This window comes from Paenibacillus piscarius (genome assembly GCF_022234545.1).
Classification (GTDB): Bacteria; Bacillota; Bacilli; order Paenibacillales; family Paenibacillaceae; genus Paenibacillus_AQ; species Paenibacillus_AQ piscarius.
In genome coordinates, this window is record NZ_JAIEUI010000011.1 from 20,928 (window position 1) to 46,487 (window position 25,560).

Annotated in this window: 27 protein-coding genes; 8 read left to right on the forward strand and 19 right to left on the reverse strand. The window is 53.5% G+C overall.

Annotated features, from left to right (window positions below; all coding sequences use genetic code 11):
* Positions 1 to 49: 49 nt before the first annotated feature.
* Positions 50 to 1,240: a class I SAM-dependent methyltransferase gene (locus K1558_RS17945; protein WP_238653023.1), complete on the reverse strand. Its 1,191-nt coding sequence runs from the start codon at positions 1,238 to 1,240 to the stop codon at positions 50 to 52.
* Positions 1,241 to 1,286: 46 nt separating this feature from the next.
* Positions 1,287 to 1,949 (reverse strand): DUF6483 family protein, encoded by a 663-nt coding sequence (locus tag K1558_RS17950; RefSeq protein WP_238653024.1) that lies wholly within the window; start codon positions 1,947 to 1,949, stop codon positions 1,287 to 1,289.
* Between the two features lie 246 nt (positions 1,950 to 2,195).
* Between K1558_RS17950 and K1558_RS17955 the strand changes: the two genes are divergently transcribed.
* Positions 2,196 to 2,693, forward strand: coding sequence for an ArsR/SmtB family transcription factor (locus tag K1558_RS17955; RefSeq protein WP_238653025.1), 498 nt, complete (start codon positions 2,196 to 2,198; stop codon positions 2,691 to 2,693).
* A complete protein-coding gene (locus K1558_RS17960; protein WP_238653026.1) occupies positions 2,694 to 4,004 on the forward strand; it encodes an MFS transporter in 1,311 nt (436 codons plus the stop codon).
* 69 nt (positions 4,005 to 4,073) lie between these two features.
* Here the strand turns inward: K1558_RS17960 and K1558_RS17965 are convergent, their stop codons facing one another.
* Both K1558_RS17965 and yyaC read right to left on the reverse strand, forming a co-directional pair.
* Positions 4,074 to 4,856 (reverse strand): alpha/beta fold hydrolase, encoded by a 783-nt coding sequence (locus tag K1558_RS17965; protein ID WP_238653027.1) that lies wholly within the window; start codon positions 4,854 to 4,856, stop codon positions 4,074 to 4,076.
* Positions 4,857 to 4,925: 69 nt separating this feature from the next.
* Positions 4,926 to 5,453 (reverse strand): spore protease YyaC, encoded by a 528-nt coding sequence (gene yyaC / locus K1558_RS17970; RefSeq protein WP_420800443.1) that lies wholly within the window; start codon positions 5,451 to 5,453, stop codon positions 4,926 to 4,928.
* A 170-nt stretch (positions 5,454 to 5,623) separates the two neighbouring features.
* Here yyaC and K1558_RS17975 point away from each other — a divergent pair, with 170 nt between their 5' ends.
* Positions 5,624 to 5,848: a DUF1128 domain-containing protein gene (locus K1558_RS17975; RefSeq protein ID WP_238653028.1), complete on the forward strand. Its 225-nt coding sequence runs from the start codon at positions 5,624 to 5,626 to the stop codon at positions 5,846 to 5,848.
* A 110-nt stretch (positions 5,849 to 5,958) separates the two neighbouring features.
* On the opposite strand, the gene K1558_RS17980 is transcribed toward K1558_RS17975, so the two are convergent.
* A complete protein-coding gene (locus tag K1558_RS17980; protein ID WP_238653029.1) occupies positions 5,959 to 6,681 on the reverse strand; it encodes a pirin family protein in 723 nt (240 codons plus the stop codon).
* A 337-nt stretch (positions 6,682 to 7,018) separates the two neighbouring features.
* On the opposite strand from K1558_RS17980, the gene K1558_RS17985 reads away from it, so the two are divergent.
* Together K1558_RS17985 and K1558_RS17990 are read left to right on the forward strand one after the other, a co-directional pair.
* Positions 7,019 to 7,522, forward strand: coding sequence for a YtxH domain-containing protein (locus tag K1558_RS17985; protein WP_238653030.1), 504 nt, complete (start codon positions 7,019 to 7,021; stop codon positions 7,520 to 7,522).
* 134 nt (positions 7,523 to 7,656) lie between these two features.
* On the forward strand, positions 7,657 to 7,989 hold the full coding sequence (locus K1558_RS17990; RefSeq protein ID WP_238653031.1) for a DUF5665 domain-containing protein: 333 nt from the start codon (positions 7,657 to 7,659) through the stop codon (positions 7,987 to 7,989).
* A 143-nt stretch (positions 7,990 to 8,132) separates the two neighbouring features.
* Here K1558_RS17990 and K1558_RS17995 read toward each other — a convergent pair whose 3' ends face one another.
* The 10 genes from K1558_RS17995 to K1558_RS18040 form a co-directional block, all read right to left on the reverse strand.
* A complete protein-coding gene (locus K1558_RS17995) occupies positions 8,133 to 8,903 on the reverse strand; it encodes a sigma-70 family RNA polymerase sigma factor (protein WP_238653032.1) in 771 nt (256 codons plus the stop codon).
* Positions 8,900 to 9,352 carry an anti-sigma B factor RsbW gene (rsbW, locus tag K1558_RS18000; RefSeq protein ID WP_238653033.1) on the reverse strand — a complete coding sequence of 151 codons (453 nt, stop codon included), beginning with the start codon at positions 9,350 to 9,352 and terminating at the stop codon, positions 8,900 to 8,902. The genes K1558_RS17995 and rsbW overlap by 4 nt, the downstream gene beginning before the upstream one ends.
* Positions 9,353 to 9,370: 18 nt before the next feature.
* Complete coding sequence (locus tag K1558_RS18005) at positions 9,371 to 9,709, reverse strand: STAS domain-containing protein (RefSeq protein WP_238653034.1); 339 nt, start codon at positions 9,707 to 9,709, stop codon at positions 9,371 to 9,373.
* A gap of 100 nt (positions 9,710 to 9,809) precedes the next feature.
* Positions 9,810 to 11,480: a response regulator gene (locus tag K1558_RS18010; RefSeq protein ID WP_238653035.1), complete on the reverse strand. Its 1,671-nt coding sequence runs from the start codon at positions 11,478 to 11,480 to the stop codon at positions 9,810 to 9,812.
* 16 nt (positions 11,481 to 11,496) lie between these two features.
* On the reverse strand, positions 11,497 to 12,366 hold the full coding sequence (locus K1558_RS18015) for a CheR family methyltransferase (RefSeq protein ID WP_238653177.1): 870 nt from the start codon (positions 12,364 to 12,366) through the stop codon (positions 11,497 to 11,499).
* Between the two features lie 82 nt (positions 12,367 to 12,448).
* Positions 12,449 to 16,117 (reverse strand): response regulator, encoded by a 3,669-nt coding sequence (locus tag K1558_RS18020; protein WP_238653036.1) that lies wholly within the window; start codon positions 16,115 to 16,117, stop codon positions 12,449 to 12,451.
* Positions 16,117 to 17,286: a SpoIIE family protein phosphatase gene (locus K1558_RS18025; RefSeq protein ID WP_238653037.1), complete on the reverse strand. Its 1,170-nt coding sequence runs from the start codon at positions 17,284 to 17,286 to the stop codon at positions 16,117 to 16,119. Before K1558_RS18025 ends, K1558_RS18020 begins: the two co-directional genes overlap by 1 nt.
* A 210-nt stretch (positions 17,287 to 17,496) precedes the next feature.
* A complete protein-coding gene (locus tag K1558_RS18030) occupies positions 17,497 to 17,844 on the reverse strand; it encodes a YflT domain-containing protein (RefSeq protein WP_238653038.1) in 348 nt (115 codons plus the stop codon).
* 91 nt (positions 17,845 to 17,935) lie between these two features.
* Positions 17,936 to 18,472, reverse strand: a complete 537-nt coding sequence (locus K1558_RS18035) for a hypothetical protein (protein WP_238653039.1) — start codon at positions 18,470 to 18,472, stop codon at positions 17,936 to 17,938.
* 71 nt (positions 18,473 to 18,543) lie between these two features.
* The gene (locus K1558_RS18040) at positions 18,544 to 19,050 is read right to left on the reverse strand and encodes a DUF948 domain-containing protein (protein WP_238653040.1); all 507 of its coding nucleotides are present in this window, start codon (positions 19,048 to 19,050) and stop codon (positions 18,544 to 18,546) included.
* Positions 19,051 to 19,238: 188 nt separating this feature from the next.
* Between K1558_RS18040 and K1558_RS18045 the strand changes: the two genes are divergently transcribed.
* Both K1558_RS18045 and K1558_RS18050 read left to right on the forward strand, forming a co-directional pair.
* Positions 19,239 to 19,406 (forward strand): DUF1328 domain-containing protein, encoded by a 168-nt coding sequence (locus K1558_RS18045; protein ID WP_238653041.1) that lies wholly within the window; start codon positions 19,239 to 19,241, stop codon positions 19,404 to 19,406.
* Positions 19,407 to 19,535: 129 nt separating this feature from the next.
* Complete coding sequence (locus K1558_RS18050; RefSeq protein WP_238653042.1) at positions 19,536 to 19,940, forward strand: hypothetical protein; 405 nt, start codon at positions 19,536 to 19,538, stop codon at positions 19,938 to 19,940.
* Positions 19,941 to 20,157: 217 nt separating this feature from the next.
* On the opposite strand, the gene K1558_RS18055 is transcribed toward K1558_RS18050, so the two are convergent.
* Both K1558_RS18055 and K1558_RS18060 read right to left on the reverse strand, forming a co-directional pair.
* Positions 20,158 to 21,243, reverse strand: coding sequence for a C40 family peptidase (locus K1558_RS18055; RefSeq protein WP_238653043.1), 1,086 nt, complete (start codon positions 21,241 to 21,243; stop codon positions 20,158 to 20,160).
* 188 nt (positions 21,244 to 21,431) lie between these two features.
* Positions 21,432 to 22,325 carry a cation diffusion facilitator family transporter gene (locus K1558_RS18060; protein WP_238653044.1) on the reverse strand — a complete coding sequence of 298 codons (894 nt, stop codon included), beginning with the start codon at positions 22,323 to 22,325 and terminating at the stop codon, positions 21,432 to 21,434.
* Positions 22,326 to 22,463: 138 nt separating this feature from the next.
* Here K1558_RS18060 and K1558_RS18065 point away from each other — a divergent pair, with 138 nt between their 5' ends.
* Positions 22,464 to 22,649 carry a hypothetical protein gene (locus tag K1558_RS18065; RefSeq protein ID WP_238653045.1) on the forward strand — a complete coding sequence of 62 codons (186 nt, stop codon included), beginning with the start codon at positions 22,464 to 22,466 and terminating at the stop codon, positions 22,647 to 22,649.
* Positions 22,650 to 22,703: 54 nt separating this feature from the next.
* Here the strand turns inward: K1558_RS18065 and K1558_RS18070 are convergent, their stop codons facing one another.
* Together K1558_RS18070 and K1558_RS18075 are read right to left on the reverse strand one after the other, a co-directional pair.
* Positions 22,704 to 24,329 (reverse strand): ABC-F family ATP-binding cassette domain-containing protein, encoded by a 1,626-nt coding sequence (locus K1558_RS18070; RefSeq protein ID WP_238653046.1) that lies wholly within the window; start codon positions 24,327 to 24,329, stop codon positions 22,704 to 22,706.
* Between the two features lie 120 nt (positions 24,330 to 24,449).
* A complete protein-coding gene (locus K1558_RS18075; RefSeq protein WP_238653047.1) occupies positions 24,450 to 25,448 on the reverse strand; it encodes an MBL fold metallo-hydrolase in 999 nt (332 codons plus the stop codon).
* Positions 25,449 to 25,560: the final 112 nt, after the last annotated feature.

Below are 25,560 nucleotides of genomic sequence, written 5' to 3' on the forward strand. Positions count from 1 at the left end.
AAGCAGCCGCCCTCTCACACCCTTAACTATTCATCACATGAAGCTAACTCTAGCTCTCCTGCCCTCCGGAGGGCAGCAGGTCGGAGCAGGCGCGCTCCAGGTAAGGCTTCGCACCGAGGAAGTCGCGGAAGGCGCTGTACTCGCGCCATTTGGTGGCGTTGTCGCCGCTGTCGCTGCGGACAGCGCGGATCAGGATGTTCTTCGGCGTGTGCTCCATGTCGATGAATTCCAGCAGCTGGGTGCGGTAGCCCATCAGGTCCAGCAGCTTGGCCCGGATCGCGTCCGTCGCCAGAGCGGAGAACCGTTCCTTCAGAATACCGTGCGACAGCAGCGGATTCAGCACCTCGCTCTGCACCTGTGCGAACAGCTCATGCTGGCAGCAGGGCACGGACAGAATGACCGATGCGCCCCAGCGCACGGCTTTCTCCAGCGCGGCATCGGTGGCGGTATCACAGGCATGCAGTGTCACAACCATGTCCACCTGCTCCAGTTCGTTATAGTCGGCAATGTCACCGACCAGGAACCGCAGCCGGTCGTAGCCCAAACGGGCCGCAAGCGCGCTGCAATGCTCAATGACATCCGCCTTGAGGTCCAGGCCGACAATATGCAGCTCCCGCTGCTCACGGACAGCCAGGTAGTGATACAGTGCGAAGGTCAGATACGATTTGCCGCAGCCGAAATCAACAATCGTCAGCGGACGTCCGGCCGGAAGATCGCCCAGCACATCCTGAACCATCTCCAGGAAGCGGTTGATCTGGCGGAACTTATCATACTTCTTGGCCAGCACCTTGCCTTCGCTGTTCATGATGCCAAGCTCCACCAGGAACGGCACCGGCTCGCCTTCATCCAGCACATACTGCTTACGGCGGTTATGGGCCAGATCCGGCGTCTCCTGCTTGCTGGCTGATTTGGTCAGAATGGATACCTTATATTTTTTGCTGATCAGCACTTGGTAGTCGGCAGCAGTGGTGCACAGCAGACCCTGGCGGAAGGTCTCCCTGAACAAGGACAGCATCTCTTCTGCGGCAGTCTCTGCCGGAATATTACGGTGTTCGACCTTCGGGCCGGTATAATACGCAAACTGGTAGTGCAGCTTGCCCTTTAACATGACAGGTTTGATCTGGACTTTGCTGTAGGCGACCTCGCCTTTGCTGCGCAATTGGCTTAAGGTAGCCGTAATCAGGGTGCGGCCGGTGATGACTTGCTGGGTCAGTTCCTTCAAAGCTTCCAATAGGTACATCTCACTTTCGGGTTCAAGAATGGAGCACGCTGGCTCCTGAATGTCGTTATATTATAGCATTAACCGTCAGCCGGCTCCATTCCTCACGCCCCTGCTCAACTTCTTCCAGGGGAAGGCCGCCTTCCGCCAGACGCTCGGGGCTGGCCAGCAGCAGACGTTCATAGAATTCCCGGCCTTCCTCTGCCACAGCCTCCCCCTGCTCCCAGAGCCGGTACAGGCTGTTCTCCGCTTGGGCATAGCTCCCCATGGATTCGTGATAAGCCAGCAGAAGACGCTCCGTCTTCACCGGCAGGCGGTACGGCTCCACTTCCTTCAGCAGCTCATTGATCTCACCGGTCATATTCATCAGCTCACGGTCAGCCCCGTGCAGATCGGCATACAGGAACAAGTGCAGGGAGCGCATCGCCCGGAACAGAGCCTGATCGCGTTCACCCTTCGCCGTATAAATCCCGCTCTCCTCTTTCAGCAGCCTGGCTACCCCCTGCAGCTTATCCGCCTCCAGCACCGTGCCCAGGCGAAACATATCAATAATATCCTCAACGGACAGCGAATTCAGCAGACGCGAGTTCAGCCGGAAATGCCGCATCAGCAGCTCATCCACTTCCCATAAGGCTTCGGTTGTTTTTTTGTCCTGCTTCAGGGTTAGTACCTTGGCCACCATCGCTGTCATATCCTCAATCATGCGCACGATATAATCTCTCCGGAACATCCTCTTCACTCCTCACGAAAAGCTGTCTTATTGATTCCTATCCCTGTGTCCTCCATCTTAAACCATTCCACAGCTCTGTGCGAATGACGCCCTGGCTGCCTTTTATTTTACTATGTATTGCTTAGAAATCATTGACAAAAAAGAAATGGTGAACTATGCTGTTACTACTTTATCGATCTGGATTACAGATTGAACTGAGATCCAGATTGAATTCCCTCTTAAATGACAAAAAAGGAGCATTCAGCAATGTCAGATGTATATAATGAACAGCCGTTTCAAGTATCCCCCGAACAGAGCAAGCTGCTGGAAAGTGCGCTGCGGATCAAAATTATGCATATACTCGCTGAAGAACCGCTGACCTCAAAGCAGGTTGCCGAGAAGCTGGGCAAGACGCCGGGAAATATCCACTACCATATCGTGAAGCTGTACGAGGGCGGGCTGCTGGACCTGGTCCGTACAGAAGCGTCCGGCGGCATTATCCAGAAATTCTACCGTTCCAAGGCCACCTGGTTCCGCTCCGAGAATCACAGCGGCTACCAGTTCCTGCCGGAAGACAAGGTTGAACATTTCACGACCCGGCTGACGCTGTCTCCCGCAGAGCTGAAGGCGTTCCAGCAGGAGATGATGAAGCTTATCTCTTCCTGGGAATCCAGAGTTACAGAGGGAGATGAATATGGCATCGACATTGCGATCGGCCGCCTGCATTCTAATGATAACAGTACAGAGCCGGAGGTAAACCCTTAGATGATTCCTTCAGGTACTGCTGAAAAGGCAAAAAGCCATCCGCTGAGCCGGTTTGCCGCGCCTTTTGCAAAATCACGGGCCTTCCCCTTCTTATGGCTGGGTAATCTGGTATCGTTCCTCGGAAGCTCAGTCACCATGGTGATCCTTCCCGTACTGGTCTATTCGCTGACCGGCTCAACGACTACCATGGGCTTCGTAATGGCTGTCTACATGCTGCCCAATGTGATTATGCTGCCGGTGTCCGGACATATTGTAGACCGTTATGACAGGGTGAAAATTATGATAGCAGCGGATATCGCACGCTTTGCTATTATGATTGTCATCTGCTTCCTGTCCTTATCGGATATGCTGAGCATTCCGCTGCTCTATATATTCATGGCCTTCTACGGTATGTTTGACGGATTGTTCCGGCCGGCATATGCTGCGACCCAAGCCACGGTATTCACGCCTGACATCCGGATTACCGCCAACTCACTGACGCAGATGAGTCTGCAGACGATAAGGCTGATCGGACCTACGCTTGGCGGGCTGCTTATTACCCATATGTCGGCAGGTGTCGGCTTTGGGCTGGCCGCTTTTACCTACCTGTTCTCCCTGGTCTGTCTGTTCTATCTGCGCAAAGCCCTCATGTCTGGAAGGAAGGACACCGCTGCTGATGCTTCCACCGGACTGCCGGAATCTCCTGAGGCCGCCGCTCCCGCTTCTGCGGACTGGAAAGCGGATTTCAAGGAAGGCATCGCTGTACTGCGCAGCCATCCATGGCTCTGGATCACGATTCTGACCTTCTCTTTCTTCAATATTTGTTACGCCGGGGTCACCAGTATTCTTGTTCCTTGGCTCTTCAAGGTTCATCACGGCTGGGCTCCTTACATCTATGGATTAGCGGTTACCTTCTCCGGTGCCGGCGCCATTCTCGCAGGCCTGCTGTACGGCCTGAGGCACAAGTGGGCCAACCGCGGCATCATGGCTTACGGCGGAGTATTGATCAGCTGCATCTCGCTGTTCCTGCTGCCGTTCGCTTCCCATGCAGCGGCAGCCATTGCCCTGTTTGCCGTCGAGGGCTTCGGACTGATGATCTTCGGCCTCATCTGGGAGATCAGCCTGCAGGAGCTTGTGCCCCAGGAAGCCTTCGGCCGGGTAGCCAGTCTTGATCTGCTGGGCTCCTTCGCCCTGCTGCCGGTCGGCTACATCCTGGTGGGCTGGCTGGCAGATCTCATCGGCGGCACAGCCACCATATTTATCTTCACCGGGCTTGGCATTGCCTGCGCTGCATCTGTACTCTGCATTCCTGCTATCCGTAAATTTCAATAGAAGACAGCACAAAGAAGCAGCTCCGGGCCTATTGGCGGAGCTGCTTCTTTGTGCTATAGGGCTTCTGTCTTATCCATTCGCCGACAGAACAAAATCCTTAATGCTCTGCGCCAGCCGCTCCGGCGCTTCAAACATGCTCATATGGCCTACACCGTCCAGCGTCACCTTGGTAATATTCCGGTTATCCGAGGTGAAGGTCTGCGAAGGCGCTACCTTGGAATCCTCCGCTCCGGCGACCAGCAGCACCGGCAGCGCTGTAGCTGAGATCACATCCCGGCGGTCGGGACGCTCGCGCATAGCCAGCGCCGCACCTGCCGCGCCCTGCGGCGGCGTCTTGTAGCCGATCTCCTTCGCCCGGTCCACCAGCTGAGCGGCCGCTCCAGGGGCAAACAGTCCGGGCACCAGCTGATCTACAAAGGCAAAGATGCCTTCATTCTGGATCAGGCTGACGCTGCGCAGCCGGTTCTCCTTGGCTTCCTCGCTGTCCGGATACCCGGTCGAGTGGATCAGCCCGAAGCCCTTCAGTCTTGAGGCATGGCGCTGGGCAAACGACAGCGTAATATAGCCTCCCAGCGAATGGCCGAGCAGATAGCATTTCTCAATCTCCAGCATGTTCAGCAGGGACAGCACATCATCGGCCATCTGCTCGATGGTGTACGCTCCAAGCGGAGCATCCGAAGCCCCGTGCCCGCGCAGGTCAGGGGCAATGACCCGGTAATTCTTGACTAGCTCGGGGATCACCTTCTCCCAATATTCCGCGCTCCCGCAGAAGCCGTGCAGCAGCACGATAACCTCGCCTTTTCCCTGATCACTATAGCAAATATTGCTTCCTTCGCAGCGGACATTTTCCATGGTTGCTTTCCTTCTTTCTATGTAGAATGTCTATATTAATAAGCTAGAACAGGCCGTTTTGAAACGCTATCATTCTGCCAGTCCGAAGCCCCGGGCGGCAGCTCCGGAAATCTCGTCTGCCATGACCATCACCCGGTGCAGCGGAGTGGTCTGCAAGGTGCGGTAGGGACGGGGACTGTTCACATCCACGACTGCGGCCAGGCTATAGTTGCCTACGGCCGGCAAGGCTAATCCGACAGACTGTGCGGGCCGCAGCGGCCGTGCCGACGCGAAGTAGCAGCCGAGGACCGCCGGCGGGCCCAAGCAGGCATCCACTGCAATAATGATCTGCCCTTCCGGAATCGCGGCTATCCTCTGGACCAGATTGTTAGCATCGCAGGGGTCCGGCAGTGTTCCCGCAACGTTCGGGAAGCCGTAATCCAGCAGGCGGCTGCCCGTGAGCGGCCCAAGCGCATCCCCCGTGGAGCGGTCGGTGCCGATACACAGGAAGGTGATCTCTTCTGCGGAGTGCAGTGCTGCGATCCCGCCGAAGAAGGCAGCCAGGCCTGCGGCATCCATTTTACGGCGTTGTCTGCTCTCCTCTTCTCTGATGGCCAAGGTCCGGCCTCCCCTCATTCACAGGCTAGAGCTTGCCCGGACTATTTCCCTTTAATTTAACATGTTTGGCCGGGAATGCACAAAAAAATGGTCACCCGCTGCTCAAACATGATAAAATACTTGGACTGTACAAGACATTCTATATCGATTAGAGAGGACGGTTGTATGTAATGGATCTGTCGAACCCCAGCCAGGAGAATATTGAATATATGATCGAAGGCATCAAAAACAAGCTGAAAATGGCCAGCGCCGCCGCCATGCAGGCTTCAGCGTTCCCGGTCGAGAACTACGAGGATATCCAGGACATCTATGAGGTGGCTATGGGCAGCGACCGGCTCAGCATCTCCCAGGTGGAGGCGCTGGTCTCAGAGCTCGGCCGCCTGCGCAAGAAATAATCTCCGCACCAAGCATAAGCCCTTCATCTTCGTTGTCCGCTGTTACGGATGCTGAAGATGAAGGGCTTATATGTGCAGGTATCATTCTCAAGGCTGTACGGCTGCAGATGCTACGGGAGATCAATCAGAATGAACTCCGCTTCCCCTTCGCTGCTGATTCCCTTAAGGGTCATATCACAGTTCTTGCGGATACGGGCGGCATCCCCCTGCTGAAGCTGAAATACCCCGTCTGAGCAGGCGATCTCCAGATGGCCGGAAATCACATAAAGATGGGTACGTCTCTCTTCCTGCTGCGGGTAACGCAGCTCCCGGTTCGTCTGCAGAACCGACAGATAAATGTTCACATCCTCACCGAGTTGAAGCGCCCCTTGTGCCCCTGACCCGGAAGCCACCGGCAGCAGATTGTTCAGCTTGAGCTCCGGCGGGAAGAAACGGGCATCCCATCTTGGGGTCATGCCTGGCCGGTCCGGCAGGAGCCAAATCTGCAGGAAGCGGACATTCGTGCTGGGCGAGGGATTGGTCTCGGAATGGTTAATACCTGTGCCTGCGCTCATCATCTGCACGCTGCCGGCCTGAAGATCTGCGTGATTCCCCAGATCATCCTGATGCTTCAGGACGCCTGACACCACATACGTAATAATCTCCAGATCATGATGCGGATGCTCATGCATTCCCTGCTCCGGCTTCAGCTCATTGTCGTTATGCGCCAGCAGGACACCGAAATGGGCGTTGCTCGGATCATCATAGTCGGCAAAGGAAAAGCTGAATTCACTGTGTATCCATTCTCTATTTGATGTATGACGCTCTGCGGATGTTACGACTTTAATCATCATAATGCACCTCCATAGATGTTGGAACCTTCTCCATAGCATGAAGCAAAGGGCTCATTGAATGCTCCTTAGATTGAAATGTATACAGGCGCGATAATTATTTATTTCTTACCCCCTTACATTCACTGTCAATCAGCTTTGTAAAGCCGCAGATTCGACTGATTCTATAGAGAAAGAAGCCTCTTACGAACTCATACTGCCTCTCCCTCCGGCAATCTTTCCCACGCTTCTCCTCTGTTTCAGCCCATAGCACAACGTTTATATACGAAGTAAGAACCTTCAGGGTATGGCCTTTCAGACTATCCTGAACCCAACCAATTCAATTGAGGAGTGATTAATAATGAATAAAGCAGAGAAGGATTATCCGGTAGAAAGCGGAAGCACATTCTTTAAAGGTATTTTCATTGGCGGTCTGCTGGGAGCGGCAGCGGCCCTGTTGTTCGCACCGAAGCCGGGACGTGAAATGCGCAGCGATTTGTCCGACAAGCTTACGGTAGCCACCGACAAGACCAAGGAGGTTGCGGGTGCTGTAACCGACAAGACGAAATCACTCGCCACTACGGTCAGTGAAAAAGCCACGGATCTGGCCGGAACAGTATCTGCCAAGGCGTCTGATATCTTCACCACCGTCAGTGACAGCAAGCAGCAGATTGCCGCGACCTTGTCAGAGACCGGCAAAAAGATCGGCGAGACCGTAAGCGATGCCTCCAAGGACGTGGCTGCTGAAGCCAAGAATGCTTCCGGCGAAGTAGCCGATAAGGCGAAGGATGCCTCCCAGGAGCTGGCGGATCAGGCCAAGGACGCCAAAGAGGAAGTTAAGGATACTTACAAATCCTCTTATTAAGTTAAGCGGGGAACTCCGGCTGATGACACAGTCAAGAGAGGGGCCAGATCTCAGGACTGGTCCCTTTCTATTTAAGCATGCCTAATGAACAATGAATTCAGCCTGTTCCAGGCTACAGAAAGCAGGGACGCCTTATGGGAGAAGCTAATAACCGGACCAGGTCTTATGACGTCGATGAGCATCCCTTCGAGCTGCGGCATGAGGTCAAGCGCTTAAATGCCAGGCTTGATAAAATTGCCGATTCCCTTGAGAAATCAGAGTTCAAAGATATTCTGGAGAACTACACCGACCCCAAGAAACGGATTATCACCAATCTGATGGCGGGCATCTCCAGAGGCCTGGGGCTCTCACTTGGGACTTTTGTCATCCTCGGGTTACTGGGATACATTCTCAGCCTGTTCCTGGATGTACCGGTCATCGGGGAATATCTCGCCCAGATCAAGAAATATATAGACTCCAACAGCTAGGCCTGTTGCTCTTACCTCCCTCCTGCAGCCGGCTTAGTGGCCATAGAATGCAGGCGGGAGGTTATTGCTGTCTTCAGCAAAAAGAGCAAGCCCGTATCCCAACAAGGATAGGACTTGCTCTGCTTGGGTCATCACATGAATAATTAATAGGATGAATTCGCCATAATCTGCTTCAGCTTCTCGGTGGCCCGCTTCTGGATGCGTGATACACTCATCTGGGAGACGCCCAGCTTCTGGGCAATGGCCCGCTGGGATTGGCCGTCCTGGAAGGCCAGCAGCAGTACCTGCTGCTCCTGCTCCTTCAATTGTCCGAGCGCCTGCTGCAGATCCATACGCTTCTCAACCGTCTCGTAGTCGTTGGCCTCGGAGCTGATCAATTCGCCAAGGGTGGCCCCGCTCTCCTCTTGGGATAGCGGCGAATCGAGCGAAACATAATGATAACATTCTCTGCCGGCCAGTACTTCCACCGTTTCTTCCACGGTCAGATCCAGATAGCTCGCAATCTCTTCAACCGCAGGCGAACGCTCTAACCGGATGGTCAGTTCATCGATTGCCTGCTGGACGAGTGCGCCCTTTTCCTTGATCCGCCTTGGAACCTGTATGTACCAGGATTTATCGCGAAGGAAGTTTTTCATATGCCCGATCATGCTTTTCATCGCATACGGCTCAAATGGAATGCCCAGGCTGATATCGTATTGCTGGAGCAGCCGGATCAGTGCCATCTGCCCCACCTGGTACAGATCTTCATAGAGATCCGGACGGTTGCGGGCAATCTTGCCGGCGGCCATCTTCACCATCGGCTCATATTTACGGATAAGCACGGTGGCAATTTCATTGTCTTTGGTCTGCTGGTATTCCCAGATCAGGCTTACTGCATCATTCATGGACTCAGGGGGAGTCACTTTGTCATTCATACTTTCTCCTCGCTGAAATTAAGCCGTTTGGTCAGGGTAACGACGGTTCCTTTCCCTGCTTCGCTTACGACACTAACATCGTCCATAAGCGCCTGCATCAGATAGAAACCAAGTCCGCCGACCTGAACATCGTTGAGCTCCTTGTCATGAAGCGTCAGACGTTCCCCGGCCGCATCCATACCGTCAAAGCTCTCCCCTTCATCTTTGACAGTGATGGACAAGGCACCTGATCCTACCTCAAAGATTACATCAACCAGACCGTCCGCCTGCCCGTAGGCATACAATACGGAATTATTACAGGCTTCCGAGACGGCTACCTTCATATCCTCAATGTCCTCATAGGTGAAGCCCATCTTGGAGGCAATACCATATAAATTAAGTCTGACGATATCGACATATTCTGCGCTGGCGGGTAACTGAAGAACTACTCTTTGCACGTCATCACTCATCCTTAGTTCGATCCTTTCCTAGTGGGAATTCTCTTGGGGGGCAAAAAACTTAGAAATACCAGTCATGTCAAACAGCTTCTGGATTTGCGGAGGAACCTCATCCACGGTAAATTTGACGTCCATGCCGTGTCTTGCCTTGAGGATCGACAGCAGAATCCCGATGCCGGTGCTGTCAATGTATTTCAAATCCTTAAGATTGATGACGAGGTCAAGCCCCGTATCTCCCACCAGCGGTTCCATGACTATACGGAAATCAGGAGCCACAGACAGATCAAGCTCACCTACCAGATAAACGGTGCAAACGGAACCTACGGTTTCGGTTTTTGCGTGGAACTTTTCGCTTTTATGTGTATTCATAGACAATCTCTCCTGATTTTAAATGTTTTCTTTACCAATAACCCTAATGAACCATTGTTGAAACAAAAAAGGGAACATTGCTTAAGTGGTAATTCATGGATCAGGCATTGAAAAGTGAGGTGTTCCGCCGTGTGGCGGGGTTATCCCTGCCGGAATATTTAGATATTACCTGCTTAATGCTGCTAAGCTTGATTGGCTTGCTGATATAAGCGTCCATGCCGGCCTCAATACACCGGTTCTGGATTCCGTCCATTACATTCGCGGTCATCGCAATGATGACTGTCCGGTCCGGGGAGCCGGCCGCATCCTTACGGATCAGGGAGGTAGCTTCCAGGCCATCCATCACAGGCATTTGCAGGTCCATGAAGATAAAGTCATATACGGATCCACGGGCCATCTGTACCGCCTGGCTGCCGTCCTCGGCCACTTCGGCATCATAGCCCAGCTTGCTGAGCATACTCACCATCAGGCGCTGGTTAATCGGATGGTCATCCACAACAAGCACCCTGCTCCGGTGTTCCTCTTCGAGCTCATCCCCCGGATGCTCTTCTTCCCGGCAGCCGCTCTCCAGCTCCTCCTCAGGCACTGCGACCTGAATAGTGAACACGAAGGTAGCCCCCTTCTCTTCCATCGACTCCACGCGGATATCGCCGCCCATCATGCCCACGAGCGATTTGCAGATGGCCAGGCCAAGCCCGGTCCCGCCATACTTGCGGGTCATAGAGGAATCCAGCTGGGAGAAAGGCTGGAACAGCCGGTCACATTTATCCGGCGAAATGCCAATCCCTGTATCCTTGACGGTAAATTCAATTACCAGTTTATGATCGGATGAAGGCAGACTGGAAGCCACTAAATACACGCCGCCCTGATTGGTGAATTTCACCGCATTAGCAACAAGATTAATGAGTACCTGCCGCAGACGGGCCATATCGCCATACACCAGCCGCGGCAGCTTCTGATCGATGAAGTAGGCCAGCTCCAGGTTTTTTTTGCCGGCCTCCGCAGAGAACAGACTGAATACCTCCTGAATAGTGGTCTGCAGCTCAAACAGCTGCTCCTCCATCTCCATCTTGCCCGATTCCATCTTGGTGAAATCAAGAATATCGTTAATTACAGTAATTAAGGTATCGGCACTCTTGCGTATAATCTCCGTATACTCCTTCTGCTCCGGGGCAAGCTGAGTCTCCATCAGTAGATCAATCATACCTACGACCCCGTTCATCGGCGTACGGATTTCATGGCTCATCATCGCTAAGAATTCCGTCTTGGCGGTAGCGGCAATCTCTGCCTCCTCCTTAGCCTTGACCAGCTCTGCGTTGGTCCGCTCCAGCTCCAGCGTCTTCTGCTGCAGTTGCATCGCCTGGATCTGCAGCTTCTTGCTGGTCAAATACATATTTACAAAGCCTTCAATCTTGGATTTCAGAATCTGCGGAATAAACGGCTTGACCATATAATCAATTGCACCGGCGGAATAGCCTGCGAACAGATGCTCCGCCTCCTTGCTGTTGGCCGAGATGAAGATAATCGGAATATCCTTCGTCTTCTCCCTAGCCTTGATTAATTTGGCGGTTTCAATCCCGTCCATACCCGGCATCTGCACGTCGAGAACAATCACGGCGAACTCATACTTCAATAAGCACCGCAGTGCTTCTTCTCCAGAATTGGCTTTGATAAGCTTGTAATGCTGACTCTCCAGAACGGCTTCGAGTGCCAGCAAATTCTCGGGACGGTCGTCAACCAGCAGTATATGAATCGGTTCCTGAACCCCCATAGGCCCTCCTTACCCGCTATTTATTCTTACGGTATATTTTTTCAACCCTGTCCAGAGGCTCATAGCTGTCACTGTATCTTGTGAAATGAATGGACTCCTTGGAACCAAGCACCAGGACTCCGAACCGGCTGAGGCTCTCGTGAAACAGGCCGTGTACATGGTCGCGGAGCTCATCATTGAAGTAGATCATCACGTTGCGGCAGAAGATAACATTGAATTCATTGAACGAGGTGTCTGTGGCCAGATTATGCTCGGCAAAAATGATATTCTTGCGCAGATAAGGCTGCAGAATCACCGAATTATATTTCGCTGTGTAATATTCCGAGAATGCACGCGTGCCGCCCGCATCCATGTAGTTCTTGGTGTATTGCTTCATTTTGGAGATTTCATATACGCCTTCCTTGGCCTGCTGCAGAGAGCGTGCATTCATATCCGTGGCATAGATTCTGGCCTTGTCATACAGGCCTTCTTCATGAAGCATAATTGCCATCGAATAGACCTCTTCGCCTGTGGAGCAGCCTGCGTGCCAGATCCGGATATACGGATAGGTCCGCAAGAGCGGGATGACCTTCTGACGGAAGGTCAGGAAGAGCCCGGGGTCGCGGAACATCTCCGTCACAGGGATCGACAGGCTGTAGACGAACCGCTCGAAGCAGGCCCGGTCATGCAGCACCTTCTCCTGCAGGGCAGAGATGGTAGGCACATTCTCGGCATGAACATGATGCCAGATCCGCCGCTTCAGTGAAGGCAGCGCATAATTTCTGAAGTCATAGCCGTACAGGCGGTGAACCCCGCTGAGCAGCAGTTCAATCTCAATCTGCTCCAGCTCCTGCTTGCTGCCTGACGGCGTTCCCTGCTCGCCGTACCCGTGTTCCATAGCTGCCATCATTATCCATGCTCCCTTGCCTGATCCTTGATTTACGAATCGCTTCTAATGCTACTGTATAGCTATTACCCCGAAATCCCGGTTACGAATACAGCCAGACCCGCATTAACGAAAGAAGCTGGTCGGTACTGATCGGTTTCTTCATATAATCCGAGGCTCCGGCCTCAATACATTTCGCCCGGTCCTCCTTCATCGCCTTGGCGGTAAGGGCGATAATCGGCAGCTTCTGGTACTGCGGCATCTGCCGGATGCGGCGCATCGCTTCATAGCCGTCCATCTCCGGCATCATCATATCCATCAGCACCAGATCATAATCATGCTGCTCTACGAGCATATCAATGGCCTCCCGGCCGTTCTCGGCAAACTTCACTTCCATGTGATAGCCTTCAAGGACGCTGGAGAGGGCAAATACATTGCGGATATCATCATCGACCAGCAGAATCTTTTTGCCGTCGAACAGCTCTTCCTTATTGTGCAGCTTTTGCAGAATTTTACGCTTATCCTCCGGCAGATTGGCCTCTACCCGGTGCATGAACAGAGTAGTCTCATCCAGCAGCCTCTCCGGTGAGCGGACGTCCTTAATAATGATGGATTCTGCATATTTGCGCAGCTGTGTCTCTTCCTTGCTGTCCAGATCCTTGCCGGTATAGATAATAATAGGCAGATCATTCAGCTCTTCATCATCACGGATCTGGTCCAGCAGCTCGAAGCCGGTCATATCCTCCAGCATCAGGTCCAGCACCATGCAGTCGTACCTCTGCTTGCGCAGCTCGCTTAAGGCTTCGCTGCCGGTTGAGACCGCCGTGATCACCACATCATCGTGTCCGATCAGTTCTTCAATGGAACGGCGCTGAATATCGTCGTCCTCCACAATCAATAGATGCTTCAAGGTGCTGGAGGTGTAGTTCTCAATCTGCTGGAACGCCCGGTCCAGCGCCTCGCGGGAGGACGGCTTCCGCAGATAGGCCATCGCCCCCATCATGAGCCCCTGCTTGATCTCGTCATTGACCGAGATGACATGGACTGGAATGTGGCGGGTCTGGGAAGCACCTTTGAGCTCTCTAAGGATTGACCAGCCATCCATGACCGGCAGCTGAATATCGAGAATAATTGCATCCGGCAAATGAGTCTTGGCCATCTGCAGGCCAACATCCCCCTGCATGGCCACCAGTCCCTTGAAGCCCCGCCCGCGGGCCATACCGAGCAGGATCTTGGCGAAGCTCTCATCATCCTCAATAATCAGCAGAACCTTGTCGCCGCCGGCCAGAGAGTCACGGTCATCTTCCACAACCACTTGCACTTGCGGGGCAGGGGCAATATCTCCGGTAACCTCCCATGGCAATTCTTCCTTGGACGGCATGAGCTCTATGACCTCCCCGGCCGGCGCAGCCTGCACCGCTGCCGGAAGCAGGCTGTAGTTCGCCTGGACAGGCAAGTATAGCGTAAAGGTACTGCCTTGGCCCTCACGGGATTCCAGCCCGATCGCTCCGCCCATCAGACGGGCCAGCTCGCGGCTGATCGACAGCCCCAGCCCGGTGCCGCCGTATTTGCGGCTGGTCGTTCCGTCCACCTGCTGGAAGGCCTCGAAGACAATATCCATCTTGTCGGACGGGATGCCGATTCCCGAGTCCTTGACGGACAGGGCAATATATTCATATTCATGCGGCAGATACGAAGGCAGCTGCTTCGTATCTGCATGGCTGACCTTAAACTCAACATACCCTTCGCTGGTAAATTTGAAGGCGTTGGACAACAGGTTGCGCAGAATCTGCTTCAGCCGGTGGCTGTCGTTGTACACGCTATCCGGCAGCGGCTCCTCGAAGGACAAGCGCAGTGACAAGCCCTTCTTGGCTGCCAGCGGAGCGAAGTTCTGCTTCACGAAGGTCTTCAGCTCGACCAGCGGAATCTCTTCATGGTTCAGCTCCATTTTGCCGGCGTCGACCTTGGACAGATCCAGAATCTCATCAATCATCTTCAGCAGATCCGCACCTGACATATAGATGGTATGGGCAAATTCCACCTGCTTATCGGTCAGGTTGCCCTCCTTGTTCTCCGTAAGAAGCTGTGAGAGTATCAGCAGGCTGTTAAGCGGAGTCCGCAGTTCATGGGACATATTGGCAAGAAACTCAGATTTGTATTTGCTGGTCACGGCCAGCTGCATCGCCTGCTTCTCCAGCTGCTGCCGGGCCTGTTCAATCTCGTCCTTCTTCTCTTCCACCTCCTGCACCTGCTCCTGCAGGGCACGGGTCTTCTCAACCAGCTCTGTATTGTAATGCTCCAGCTCTTCCTGCTGCCGCTGCAGCAGCTCCTCGGAGCGCTTCAGCGCATCGGTCTGCTCCTCCAGGTTCTCATTGGAGCGGCGGAGCTCCTCCTGCTGGGTCTGCAGCTCCTCCGACTGGCATTGCAGCTCTTCGGTCAGCGTCTGTGATTCCCTCAGCAGCTCCTCTACCACCAACCTGCGGCTAATATTGTTCAGAATGATACCCAGATTGCCGGACAGCTGATGCAGCAGCTCGTTCTGCAGCGGTGAGAATGGGGTAAAGGAGGCGAATTCGACCACACCCAGCAGCTCTTCCTCAAATAACAGCGGGTAAATCGAAATGTAACCCGGATGGGATTGCCCGAAGCCGGAGCTCACTGAGATATAATCATCAGGAGCCTCTGTCAGCTTGATCGGCAGCTTGTCAAGAGCGCACTGCCCGACCAGTCCCTGTCCGATCTCGAAGCTCTCCTTCGGAGAGACTCCCTCCTCACCGGCATAGTAAGCGCTGCTGACCAGCAGGTTCGGATTGTCCTTACTCTTCAGATAGACCGCACCATACTGGGCGCTAAGCACAGGGGTGAATTCACTGACGAAGGTCTGGGATACCTGATCCAGCGAGCTGACGCCGCGCAGCAGCTCCGTAACCCGCGCGGTATTCGCATTCAGCCAAGCCTGATCGCTCTGGGCCTGGGTGTAGGACCGCTCCAGCTGCTGCTTCTGCTCAATATCCTCGGCCATGCGCTGGAACACGCGGGCCACATCACCAATCTCATCCTTCGACTTCACCCTGATCCGGCGGATGGTGCGCATTTTACCGTTTCCGAAGCTCGTAATCATCATCGATACCACACCCAGGCCGCGTGTAATGCTAGGGATCACCCACAGAATGACACCCAGCCCGAGCAGCACGCCTACGATCATAATAAGAGTAACCATCTGGATGGACCGGTCGGAGGCACTCTGGGCCTTGTCGTTCTCTTCAGTCATGCGGAAGGCATTATAATCGGACAAATCATTCAGGCTGTCCAGCACCTCATTCTGAATGGCTTGCCCTTCCGCATTGCGGTACGTATTGGCATTCTGGAACAATCCGGCGCCCAGCATCTCCAGCACCTTGTCCTGATACTTGAGATAAGCGGAATAGGAGTCCTCAATTCTTGAGAGCATCTGCAGCTCCTCCGCAGTCTTCAGAGAGCCTTCGATGTTCTTCAAGTGCTCATCAGCCTTAACTACCTTCGCGGCAATCTCTGTCTTCTGCGCTTCAACGGATGTGGTATCCGCGTTCAGCATGGAGGTCGTCAGAATCCGTGCCATATCATTCACTTCACCCCGGAGCCCCGAAGAGGCCCGTCCCTTGGTGTATCTCTCCTGGAAGCTGTCCAGCTGACCGCTCATATAATGAAGCCTGTCATACCCGATCATGGTCAGAGCCACCATAATCGCCAGCAGGGCGCTGAACCCGATCAACAGTTTCGCCTTAATCTTCATTACCTGTCTGTTCCTTTCTTCAGCGAGATCCATACCAGACACTTATCGTCATCACGGTCCGAGTTGACGGGTTCACTGAGGAATGCGGCCCGCATTGCCTCTTCCTGCCAATCATGGCTGGCATTCAAGTGCCCGACCATGAATTCAAGCTGCTCCTCCTGCCCGCCCTGCACCATCTCCAGCAGACCGTCCGTGAACAGCACCAGATGGCCGTCCTCTTCATAATTCAGGCTCTGCTGCTGAATATCGATGCGGTCAAACAGTCCTACCGGGTGGCAGTTGCTCTCCAGCAGCACCGGCGTCTTCGCCCCTCCCTCAAAAAACAGTGCCGGCGGATGCCCTGCATTGACATAATTAATCCGCTTCATCCGCGTATCAATGACCAGATAGATGGCCGTGAAGTAATACTGTACGAGTTGCTTCTCGATATATAACTGGTTGAAGCGCCGGTTAAGCTCCTGAATGACCTTCTCCGGCTCCACATAGGTGGTCACGGTATCCTTAAGCACCGAGGCCAGGAACATACAGAATAGCGACGAAGAGATGCCATGCCCCATCATATCAAGCAGGATTACGGCATACCGCCCGTCTCCCAGCGGATACCATGCATACAGATCCCCGGCCAGCTCGAAGGAAGGCTGATAGATGGCGTGAACCTCCAGCAGCTCCTCGGCCAGCGGCAGACTGAGCACAGCATTCTGGACCAGGGCGGCCAGCTTCAGCTCATCCTGGATACGCTGATCACGCTCCTTATGCCAGTCTTTCTCGCGCTTAAGCCGCAGGGCCAGACGGATGCGGGCCATCAGTTCGACCTTGTTGATCGGCTTCGTTACATAATCTACCGCCCCGGCATCCAGCGCCTCTGCCAGCTTCTTGGAATCACCTACCGCGGTAACCATAATAATCGGGATATCCTTCAAATGCTCATATTGCTGGACCACCCTGCAGGCTTCAATACCGTCCATCTCCGGCATCATCATATCGAGCAGAATCAGGTCGACATCGGACGGCCGGGGCTTCTCTGTCTCGGCACCCGCACCGACACCCAGCAGCTTTAACATATCTTTTGCGGACGAAGCCGTTATGAAATTGCGGTAATCTTCTTTTTTGAGGATCTCACGGATAATAATGACGTTGGTAGGATTATCATCTACGATTAGAATTCTCAAGTCTCCCTCACCTCACCCAAATAATATTTATCATACGATATTTTAACGGTCTGAGACCAACCTCCAGATGCTGGAATGAATGTGAAACCTGCAAATTCTTATATTTTCAACAAAGTAACCTCCAGCTCCACTATTATGCTGTGGAACTGGAGGTTACGCTATTGGACTATTAAGGCTGCACAAGCGGAAGCTGTACCAGCCGGCCTGACTTTACTTGGAATTCCTCCTGGCGATGACCAATACCTTGCCGGAATCAAGCTCCTTCTCATAGAAGGCCGCCTCCGCCGCGCTGAAGCCCAGCGAAGTAATCTTATGGCGGAGCGCATCGCCCCGGGAACGGAAAAGGTTCGCAATCGCACCAAACAACCCTTCCTCACTCAGCCCGACCTCATTCGTATCAGCAGCATCTACGATACGGCCTTCACGGTCTTCATCATGGCTGATTACATATAAGTCATCTCTGGTGTACCCGCTGCTCCGCAGACGATTCACTTCTTCTATCGCCTGGACACCATTCTCCAGCAGCTTGGCATACGCCTGTGTACCGATCGAATCCATGAACTCACGCTCCTTCAGGAATGTTAGAGGGCAAACACAATGATAGATGACTGACCATTCATTAACCATTATTTCAGCCCCTGAAACAGTTCTAGAAGGAATTGGCGTCGAAAAGATCCAGTCCGTCCCAAGCTCCGGTGTCCAGATTGCGGTAGATTTTGAGCGCGGCATTTCCTCTTAAATAAACATCGCCGTCCTCCGCCTCGAAATCAGCAGCTCCCAGCACCTCATGGACATTCATAGCCTGTGGATTCAGAGGCTGATTATTCAGAATCAGGCCATACTCTGCTGCTTGTGAAGGCGAAGCGTGAACATAGAGGACCACATCTCCGCAGACTCCTGCCGAGACATCGGCATATTGATATTCCAGGCATCCGGTCATGGGATCGTCAGCGGTCTGCAGCGGAGCCCCTTTGGCCTGAACCAATTCTTCCTTTGTCATATACAGCCTGATCCCTGATAAGGAGTCAAAGCTGCTTATGTAGGGGTCAGCAGACGCATGATGCCCGTAAGCGAACATGACCGGAGGCTGGACGGAGGTGTACGGAGCGGCAGGAGGAGCCTCAGCTTGAGCAGGTACAGACATGTAAGAGGACAAAAGGCTAAGCAAGAGAATTAACAGGTTCATGCTGGTTCCCGCCTTTCATACGCTGAAGTATCCCTCATCCTAAATTCCTGCCGTACTCCATAGCGCGGAGATTAACGGCGGAATTTCTGCCAGATCGCGGCTGCGGCGTCTACGCCTTTGAGGGCTGCCGCTATTTTGCCGGTGGACTTGCTTGCATTGACGGCCTCATAGGATTGAACAGTTCTCTCCTCGGAGGGAGTGAGCGGAGCCTCCTTAATCGATACAGCCTTTGCCTTATCCTTGAGCTCACGCGATTTGCGGAACTTCTCAATGACGGTTACAGATACCTGCTTCACGGTCAGAGTCAGCTCATTCATCACATCACCCAGGTTCTTGACAGAGTCGACGATCGGATCGATCTTCTGGATTTTGTTCTGGACATCAGCGGTGATGTCATTCGCATGCCGGACGGTGGTCTTCACCTCATACGTAAGCTCATCAATGGTCTTCTGTACTTCCTGCAGCGTCTGACTGACCTTGTCGAGGGATTCCTTTGCGGATTTCAAGGTTTTGATTAAAAAGAATACAAGGACTGCGAATGCAACCGCAGCGAGCGCTACGCTAAGTTCAATGATCATGTCGATAACCCCTTCCAAAGTGTCTTCATTGCCGGTTAGCCCTGCCTGATAATGCATAGTTACCCTTAGGGAATTAGGCCGAAACAAACGGTCAGGCCCCTGAAATCCTCCTCCTTCAGCGTGTGATTCAAATGGATAAGCCCCGTTTAAACATTGACTACACCAACCCACAGAAAGGATGACATCCCATGTTAAAATGGTCGATTATTCTGCTGGTGATTGCCCTGATCGCCGGTATCTTCGGATTCTTTAATATTGTAGCCGCTGCCGTAGGCATTGCCAAAGTATTATTCTACATCTTCCTGATCCTCTTCGTCGTTTCGCTCTTTATGGGCCGCAGGGGACGTTCAATGTAGCACCCAGAAGAAAATTAAAATTTATTCCTTCTCCCGGTTTCACTCCATGCAATTTTTGTTTACATCCATATTAGCACAGCACGAACCTAGAAAATCACACCAATACACCAAACCCAGGAGGAATCATCGATGAAAAAATTAGCCAGTGTAACAGTAGCATTAGGACTTATGGCTTCCCTGGCCGCAACAGCTTCCGCTGCTGAGGTAGTAACAGGCGAAACAGCAACCACCAAAACTACAGCTACAGATCCAGTAACCACTGTAACCTCAGCTACTTACCTGAACCCTGCTGATCCTGTTATCACTCCGGATGATGTTAAGCCTGCAACACCTCAGATCATTCTGACCAAAATTACATCATTCCATCTGTCTGCAGGAAGCACAACGGCTATTGGCTGGCTGGGTGCTCAGACTGTAGATACCACTGGTGTGATCGAGAGAGACGCGCTTGGCAACGAATGGAGAGAAATCTACACTTGGCTGGGCAAAGCCTGGATCAAGGTGCCTGCCTCCGCTTATGTAATCAATCCATAATCAGCTGACACATAGGAGCCACGGCTCCAGAAATGCATACTATAAAAGCCTGCGGTTCTATCCGCAGGCCTTTTTTATGTATATTCATAATAAAAAAAGGAAAAGAGGATGGCAACCGGCAGAAACTCTGCTGGTGCCATCCCCTGCACAACGACCGCTCTAGTTCACCCGTCACAAACTGTACTGCGTGCCGCTTCCTGCTGCTGGTTCTATATCATTAGCGGATGACCGAACCTCCGTAAAGGAAGCGGTTCATCCAAGAAGCGCTTAGGTTGTCCACTCTTACGCCGCCGGAGCTGACGGAATAGGTATGCAGCACCTGCCCGCCCCCCAAATACATCGCAACATGCGTAATTCTTGCTGTAGACTTGTTAATCCCTGCGTAAGCAGAAGCAGAATTCCCTTTGTAATCCATAAAGAACATTAAATCGCCGCGTTTCAGTCCGGCAATATCCGTAACGACGGTGCTGTTCTGCTTCACCCAGTCTCCCTGCTGCCGCGAATCGGCAGGCAGCTTCAGATTCAAGGCATCCATGAAAATCTGGCGGATGAAGTCGGAGCAATCGAAGGTACGGGTGTCATTCCGGCTGGAGCCGTATTCATACGGTGTTCCCAGATAGCCCATACCGGCAGCAATGACGCGTTCGATGTCCGCTGACTGCGACCCCGGCGATGGTACCGGCGCAGGTGCAGGCGTTGGAGCAGGCGTCGGTACCGGCGTTGGAACAGGTGCCGGAGCAGGCGCTGGCGATGATGATCCCGGCGCAGCAATAAACTGGTCAGACGAGCTTATATAACCTGTTGCCCCGGCGGCCGTTCTTACTTGATACCAATAGCTGTTTGGTTCCCCGATAATGGTCACCTGGTCGTTCTTATATAGATAGCCCAGTACTTTGCCGCTTGTAGAAGGGGTCTCCCGAAGACGGACGGAGGACTGGATCACAGCTGTCTTAGATGCAGGTGCTGATGAGGTAACCACACGGATATAGGAATCCCCCGAGCTGGTGTACCCGACGATTCCCTCTGCCGTTCTTACCTTGTACCAATAGCTGCCCGCGGCTTCCAGAATGGTGACCTGGTCGCCCACATTAAGATATTTCACTATCTTGCCGCTGGTGGACGGTTCTGTCCGCAGCCGGACGGAAGCTTCAATGATTCCGGTCTGCCCGGCAGCTGCCGCCATCGACACCGTGGAGGAATCGGAAGCAGCGTAAGCCTGCTGAGGGCTGAACACTCCCAGGGATAAAGCCAGTGATGCAGATACCCATAGCGATGCTGTCAATTTCTTGCTTGATACGATCATAGCGTTCCCCCGCTTAGCGTATTAAGAAATTCAACAACGGCGCGCGCTACGTTCGTTGCTTTCTGCCCTCATTATAGGCTTGCCCGGGATATGGAACATGCTCCAAATTTCACAAAAAAGCTTGCCAACTTATGGTAACACCCAGGTCTATAGTCTCGATTTCTCCTTGGATTTGGTGGAAATTACAGCTAACTAGGAGAAATTAAGGAATGATCCTCCTTGGGCTCGACATGAACATGCACATGCATGATGTTATGCAGCCGGGTCATCCGCTCCTCAATCAGATCGCTAACCTCATGCCCTTCCAGGACCGTCATCCGGGCATCCACCTCCACCACCACATCCACCAGCACGTTATTGCCGTGTACACGGGCCTTCAGATCCTTGATGCCCTCCACCCCCGGAACCCGGGCAATGGTGCTGCGCAGATCCAGCAGCTTATCCTCATCGAAGCCGTCGGTCAGGCGGTACGTGGAATCCCGGAAGATATCCCAGGCGGTCTTGATAATCAGCAGGCCGACCGCGATGGCAGCAACGGAATCGATCCACGGCAGGCCGAACTGGGCCCCGACAATCCCTACCGCCGCGCCGATACTGACAATAGCATCGGAGAAATTATCCTTGGCTGCGGCCATCAGCGCATGGTTATTGATTCTCTGCGCCAGCCGCTTGTTATACACATATACGCCCATCATCGCTACGGCACAGATCAGGGCAACGCCCGCAGACCAGAGCTGGGGTGCGGCCTTGGCTCCCTCAAACAGCGAACGCGTTGCCTCCACAATAACCTGAATACCTACCAGCGCCATAATAAAAGAGGCCATCAGCGCCGCCACTGTCTCTGCCCGGAAATGTCCATAGGTATGATCGGAATCCGGCGGCTTCCGTGAAATACGCAGACCGATCAGCACGGCAAGCGAGGCCACGATGTCCGTTAAGTTATTGAACCCGTCCGCCAGGAGTGCACTGGACGCGAACAAGTAACCGCAGATCAGCTTGAATGCAGACAGAATCAGATAGGCGATAATGCTGATCAGCGCCCCTTTTTCCCCTTTGCGTATATCTTCATAGATATCGTTCAACCCTATTCCCCCCTCTCAATCTCTATCCCAGCCGGATCTGCCCGGGAAAACTTTCTTTGAGTTATTCTTGCCCTTGTAGCAGGATTTAAAAACCATTAGAATAAGGAAAAGGACTTGCTGTCTAAGGGGGTTAACACATTGAGCGAAAATCAGGAGCGGCCAAAAATCAATCTGGCTGATGCGATCCGCCAGAAGCTGGAACAGAAGAAACAGCACAATTCGGGTAAACCGGGCTCCACATTCCAGGCCGGATCGGCAAAGCCGCTGAAGAGCCAGAACAATAAGAAGCCGAACAATCAGCGCCGCCGCACCGGCGGTTCCTAGACCTTATACATAAACGGCTGCGTTATCCCTTACGGGACGACGCAGCCGTTTATTTTATGCTTCGACAGGATACATCCGGGCCCGCAATTCCTTGATCTCAGGGTTCTCCAGATACTCGTCATAGCTCATCGTGCGGTCTATGATTCCGGTTGGTGTGATCTCGATGATGCGGTTGGCAATGGTCTGGATGAACTGATGGTCATGGGAGGTGAACAGGATCGTTCCGTCAAAGTCAATCAGTCCGTTATTGAGCGCAGTGATGGATTCCAGATCGAGGTGGTTGGTCGGCTCATCGAACACCAGCACGTTCGCCCCGTTCAGCATCATCTTGGCCAGCATACAGCGGACCTTCTCGCCCCCGGACAATACACTCGCCTTCTTCAGCGCTTCTTCGCCGGCAAACAGCATCCGGCCCAGGAAGCCGCGCAGGAACGTCTCATCCTGGTCCTTGGAATACTGACGCAGCCACTCCACCAGATTCATGTCCACTCCATCGAAGTATTTGGAATTGTCCTTAGGGAAGTATGCCTGTGAGGTGGTTACACCCCAGGTATATTCTCCGGCATCCGCTTCCTTCTCGCCCATGAGAATATCGAACAGGAGGGATTTCGGCTGGGAATGCGGACCTACAAAAGCAATCTTGTCACCCTTGTTCACGACAATGTTGAGATCATCCAGCAGCTTCTCGCCGTCAACCGACTTGCTCAGGCCGCTGATTGTAAGCAGCTGCTTGCCGGCTTCACGCTCAGGCTTGAAGTTCAGGAACGGATATTTACGGTTCGACGGACGGATGTCATCCAGAGTAATCTTCTCGAGCTGCTTCTTACGGGAAGTCGCCTGCTTCGATTTGGACGCGTTAGCCGAGAAGCGCTGAATGAAGGCTTGCAGCTCCTTCATCTTCTCTTCCTTCTTCTTGTTGGCATCCCGCTGCAGAGCCTGGGCCAATTGGCTGGACTCATACCAGAAGTCGTAGTTGCCGACATACATCTGGATTTTGCCGAAATCGATATCCGCAATATGCGTGCAGACCTTGTTCAGGAAGTGACGGTCATGGGATACCACGATAACGGTGCCTTCGTAGTCCATGAGGAAGTTCTCCAGCCAGCCGATCGATTCCAGATCCAAGTGGTTGGTAGGCTCATCGAGCAGCAGGTTGTTCGGACGTCCGAACAGGGCCTGGGCCAGCAGGACCCGTACCTTCTCGTTGCCGCTGAGTTCGGCCATTTTCTTGTCGTGCATCTCACGCGTAATCCCAAGGCCGATCAGCATCGCTGCGGCGTCAGGCTCGGCATCCCAGCCGTTCAGCTCGGCGAATTCGCCTTCCAGTTCACCGGCGCGGAGTCCATCGGCCTCGGTGAAGTCGCTCTTGGCATACAGGGCGTCCTTCTCCTTCATAATCTCATACAGGCGGGTGTGACCCATAATTACCGTCTCCAGCACCTGGAACTCGTCATACTCGAAGTGGTTCTGCTTGAGTACGGCCAGCCGTTCGCCGGGTGTAATATGCACCTCGCCGACATTGGCTTCAATCTCGCCGGACAGAATCTTCAGGAAGGTCGATTTGCCTGCGCCGTTCGCGCCGATCAGGCCATAGCAGTTGCCGGGTGTGAATTTTATGTTGACATCCTCAAATAGTGCGCGTTTTCCGTAGCGGAGTGTTACGCCGCTTGTGCTAATCATTAAGCATTACCATCCTTTTCACATATAGGTTCCGGCTCATTATAGCATAAATCTAAGCAAAATGGCCTTTATTCTGGCACCCGGCAGGCGATCTTTGGCCTTTGACGGGCAAAATTCCATTTAAGTAGTAGGCGGACGCTCCTCGGGATGCACCACCAGCGTCTCCCCGTACCCCAAGGTGCGGATGCGTTCCTCCGCAATGCCCTGCTCCACCCGCGCCTGCTCCATCCGGTCCAGCGCCTCGCGCGCGGTGTCATCGGCCAGCCGGAACGTCCCGAAATGCATCGGAATCATCAGCTCTGCGCCGACATCCAGGAAGGCCTGTACCGCTTCCTCGGGATTCACATGCTGGGAATTCATGAACCACTCCGGCTCATAAGCGCCGATTGGCATAAGCGCCACATGCAGCCGGTAGCGGCTGCCGATCTCCTTGAAGCCCGGGAAGAAGCCGCTGTCCCCGGCAAAATACAGGTTCGGCGGAAGCAGCTTGTGCTGCGCCTTGTCCCCCTCCCCTTCCGGGTGCTTCTGCGGATCGGCCGGCTGCAGCACATACCCGCCCCAGTGCGAGGAATTGGTATCGAACGGTGTCCGCCGGGTCCAGTGCTGGGTCGGGACAAACGCAAGCTTGACCGCACCCAGCGTAAGCTCCTGCCACCACTCCATCTCCAGGCAATTCGCAAAGCCCTTGCGCACCATCTTGCGCTTCAGCCCGGCAGGCACCACCACCGTCGTGCCGGTCCGGTACAGCTTGCGGATGGAGCTGATATGCAGATGGTCATAATGGGAATGGGAGATCAGAATCAGATCCACCGGGGGAATATCATGAATCGCAATGCCCGGCTCTCCGATCCGCTTCTCGAAGCCGAGCCTCCGGGCCCAGATCGGGTCCGTGATGATGTTCATGCCTTCATATTGCAGGAAGAAGGTCGAATGCCCGATCCACGTAACCGTCGTCTCCAGCCGGTTACCGGCCAGGTATTCCAGCCGCGGGGGATGATTCGGAACCTTGAAGGTGTAATCCTTCTTCTTCCGGCGGCGTTCCTCGCGCCACTGGCGGAATTCCTTCAGCGTCTTGTCGGTGCTGACATTATCTATATTGTTATAACGTATTCTGGCCATAGCCTTGAATCACTCCTTCTGCTTGAAACGGATACCCATTACAAATTTTACCCAAATGGCTCCGGCGGAAACGTCCGGGAGAGATTGGCAGCGCGGTTTGTGTGTGGAGCGT

Excerpts from the sequence above, each read along its gene's own strand:
- K1558_RS17985 (WP_238653030.1), top strand. The coding sequence starts at position 7,019 with ATGAATAAAGCAGAGAAGGATTATCCGGTAGAAAGCGGAAGCACATTC.
- K1558_RS18015 (WP_238653177.1), bottom strand. The coding sequence starts at position 12,366 with ATGGCAGCTATGGAACACGGGTACGGCGAGCAGGGAACGCCGTCAGGC.
- K1558_RS17955 (WP_238653025.1), top strand. The coding sequence starts at position 2,196 with ATGTCAGATGTATATAATGAACAGCCGTTTCAAGTATCCCCCGAACAG.
- K1558_RS18055 (WP_238653043.1), bottom strand. The coding sequence starts at position 21,243 with ATGATCGTATCAAGCAAGAAATTGACAGCATCGCTATGGGTATCTGCA.
- K1558_RS18020 (WP_238653036.1), bottom strand. The coding sequence starts at position 16,117 with ATGAAGATTAAGGCGAAACTGTTGATCGGGTTCAGCGCCCTGCTGGCG.
- K1558_RS17965 (WP_238653027.1), bottom strand. The coding sequence starts at position 4,856 with ATGGAAAATGTCCGCTGCGAAGGAAGCAATATTTGCTATAGTGATCAG.
- K1558_RS17990 (WP_238653031.1), top strand. The coding sequence starts at position 7,657 with ATGGGAGAAGCTAATAACCGGACCAGGTCTTATGACGTCGATGAGCAT.
- rsbW (WP_238653033.1), bottom strand. The coding sequence starts at position 9,352 with ATGAGTGATGACGTGCAAAGAGTAGTTCTTCAGTTACCCGCCAGCGCA.
- K1558_RS18030 (WP_238653038.1), bottom strand. The coding sequence starts at position 17,844 with ATGGATTCGATCGGTACACAGGCGTATGCCAAGCTGCTGGAGAATGGT.
- K1558_RS18070 (WP_238653046.1), bottom strand. The coding sequence starts at position 24,329 with ATGATTAGCACAAGCGGCGTAACACTCCGCTACGGAAAACGCGCACTA.
- K1558_RS17950 (WP_238653024.1), bottom strand. The coding sequence starts at position 1,949 with ATGTTCCGGAGAGATTATATCGTGCGCATGATTGAGGATATGACAGCG.
- K1558_RS17945 (WP_238653023.1), bottom strand. The coding sequence starts at position 1,240 with ATGTACCTATTGGAAGCTTTGAAGGAACTGACCCAGCAAGTCATCACC.
- K1558_RS17995 (WP_238653032.1), bottom strand. The coding sequence starts at position 8,903 with ATGAATGACAAAGTGACTCCCCCTGAGTCCATGAATGATGCAGTAAGC.
- K1558_RS18040 (WP_238653040.1), bottom strand. The coding sequence starts at position 19,050 with ATGATCATTGAACTTAGCGTAGCGCTCGCTGCGGTTGCATTCGCAGTC.
- K1558_RS18005 (WP_238653034.1), bottom strand. The coding sequence starts at position 9,709 with ATGAATACACATAAAAGCGAAAAGTTCCACGCAAAAACCGAAACCGTA.
- K1558_RS17960 (WP_238653026.1), top strand. The coding sequence starts at position 2,694 with ATGATTCCTTCAGGTACTGCTGAAAAGGCAAAAAGCCATCCGCTGAGC.
- K1558_RS18050 (WP_238653042.1), top strand. The coding sequence starts at position 19,536 with ATGAAAAAATTAGCCAGTGTAACAGTAGCATTAGGACTTATGGCTTCC.
- K1558_RS18075 (WP_238653047.1), bottom strand. The coding sequence starts at position 25,448 with ATGGCCAGAATACGTTATAACAATATAGATAATGTCAGCACCGACAAG.
- K1558_RS18045 (WP_238653041.1), top strand. The coding sequence starts at position 19,239 with ATGTTAAAATGGTCGATTATTCTGCTGGTGATTGCCCTGATCGCCGGT.
- K1558_RS18035 (WP_238653039.1), bottom strand. The coding sequence starts at position 18,472 with ATGAACCTGTTAATTCTCTTGCTTAGCCTTTTGTCCTCTTACATGTCT.
- K1558_RS18010 (WP_238653035.1), bottom strand. The coding sequence starts at position 11,480 with ATGGGGGTTCAGGAACCGATTCATATACTGCTGGTTGACGACCGTCCC.
- K1558_RS17980 (WP_238653029.1), bottom strand. The coding sequence starts at position 6,681 with ATGATGATTAAAGTCGTAACATCCGCAGAGCGTCATACATCAAATAGA.
- K1558_RS17975 (WP_238653028.1), top strand. The coding sequence starts at position 5,624 with ATGGATCTGTCGAACCCCAGCCAGGAGAATATTGAATATATGATCGAA.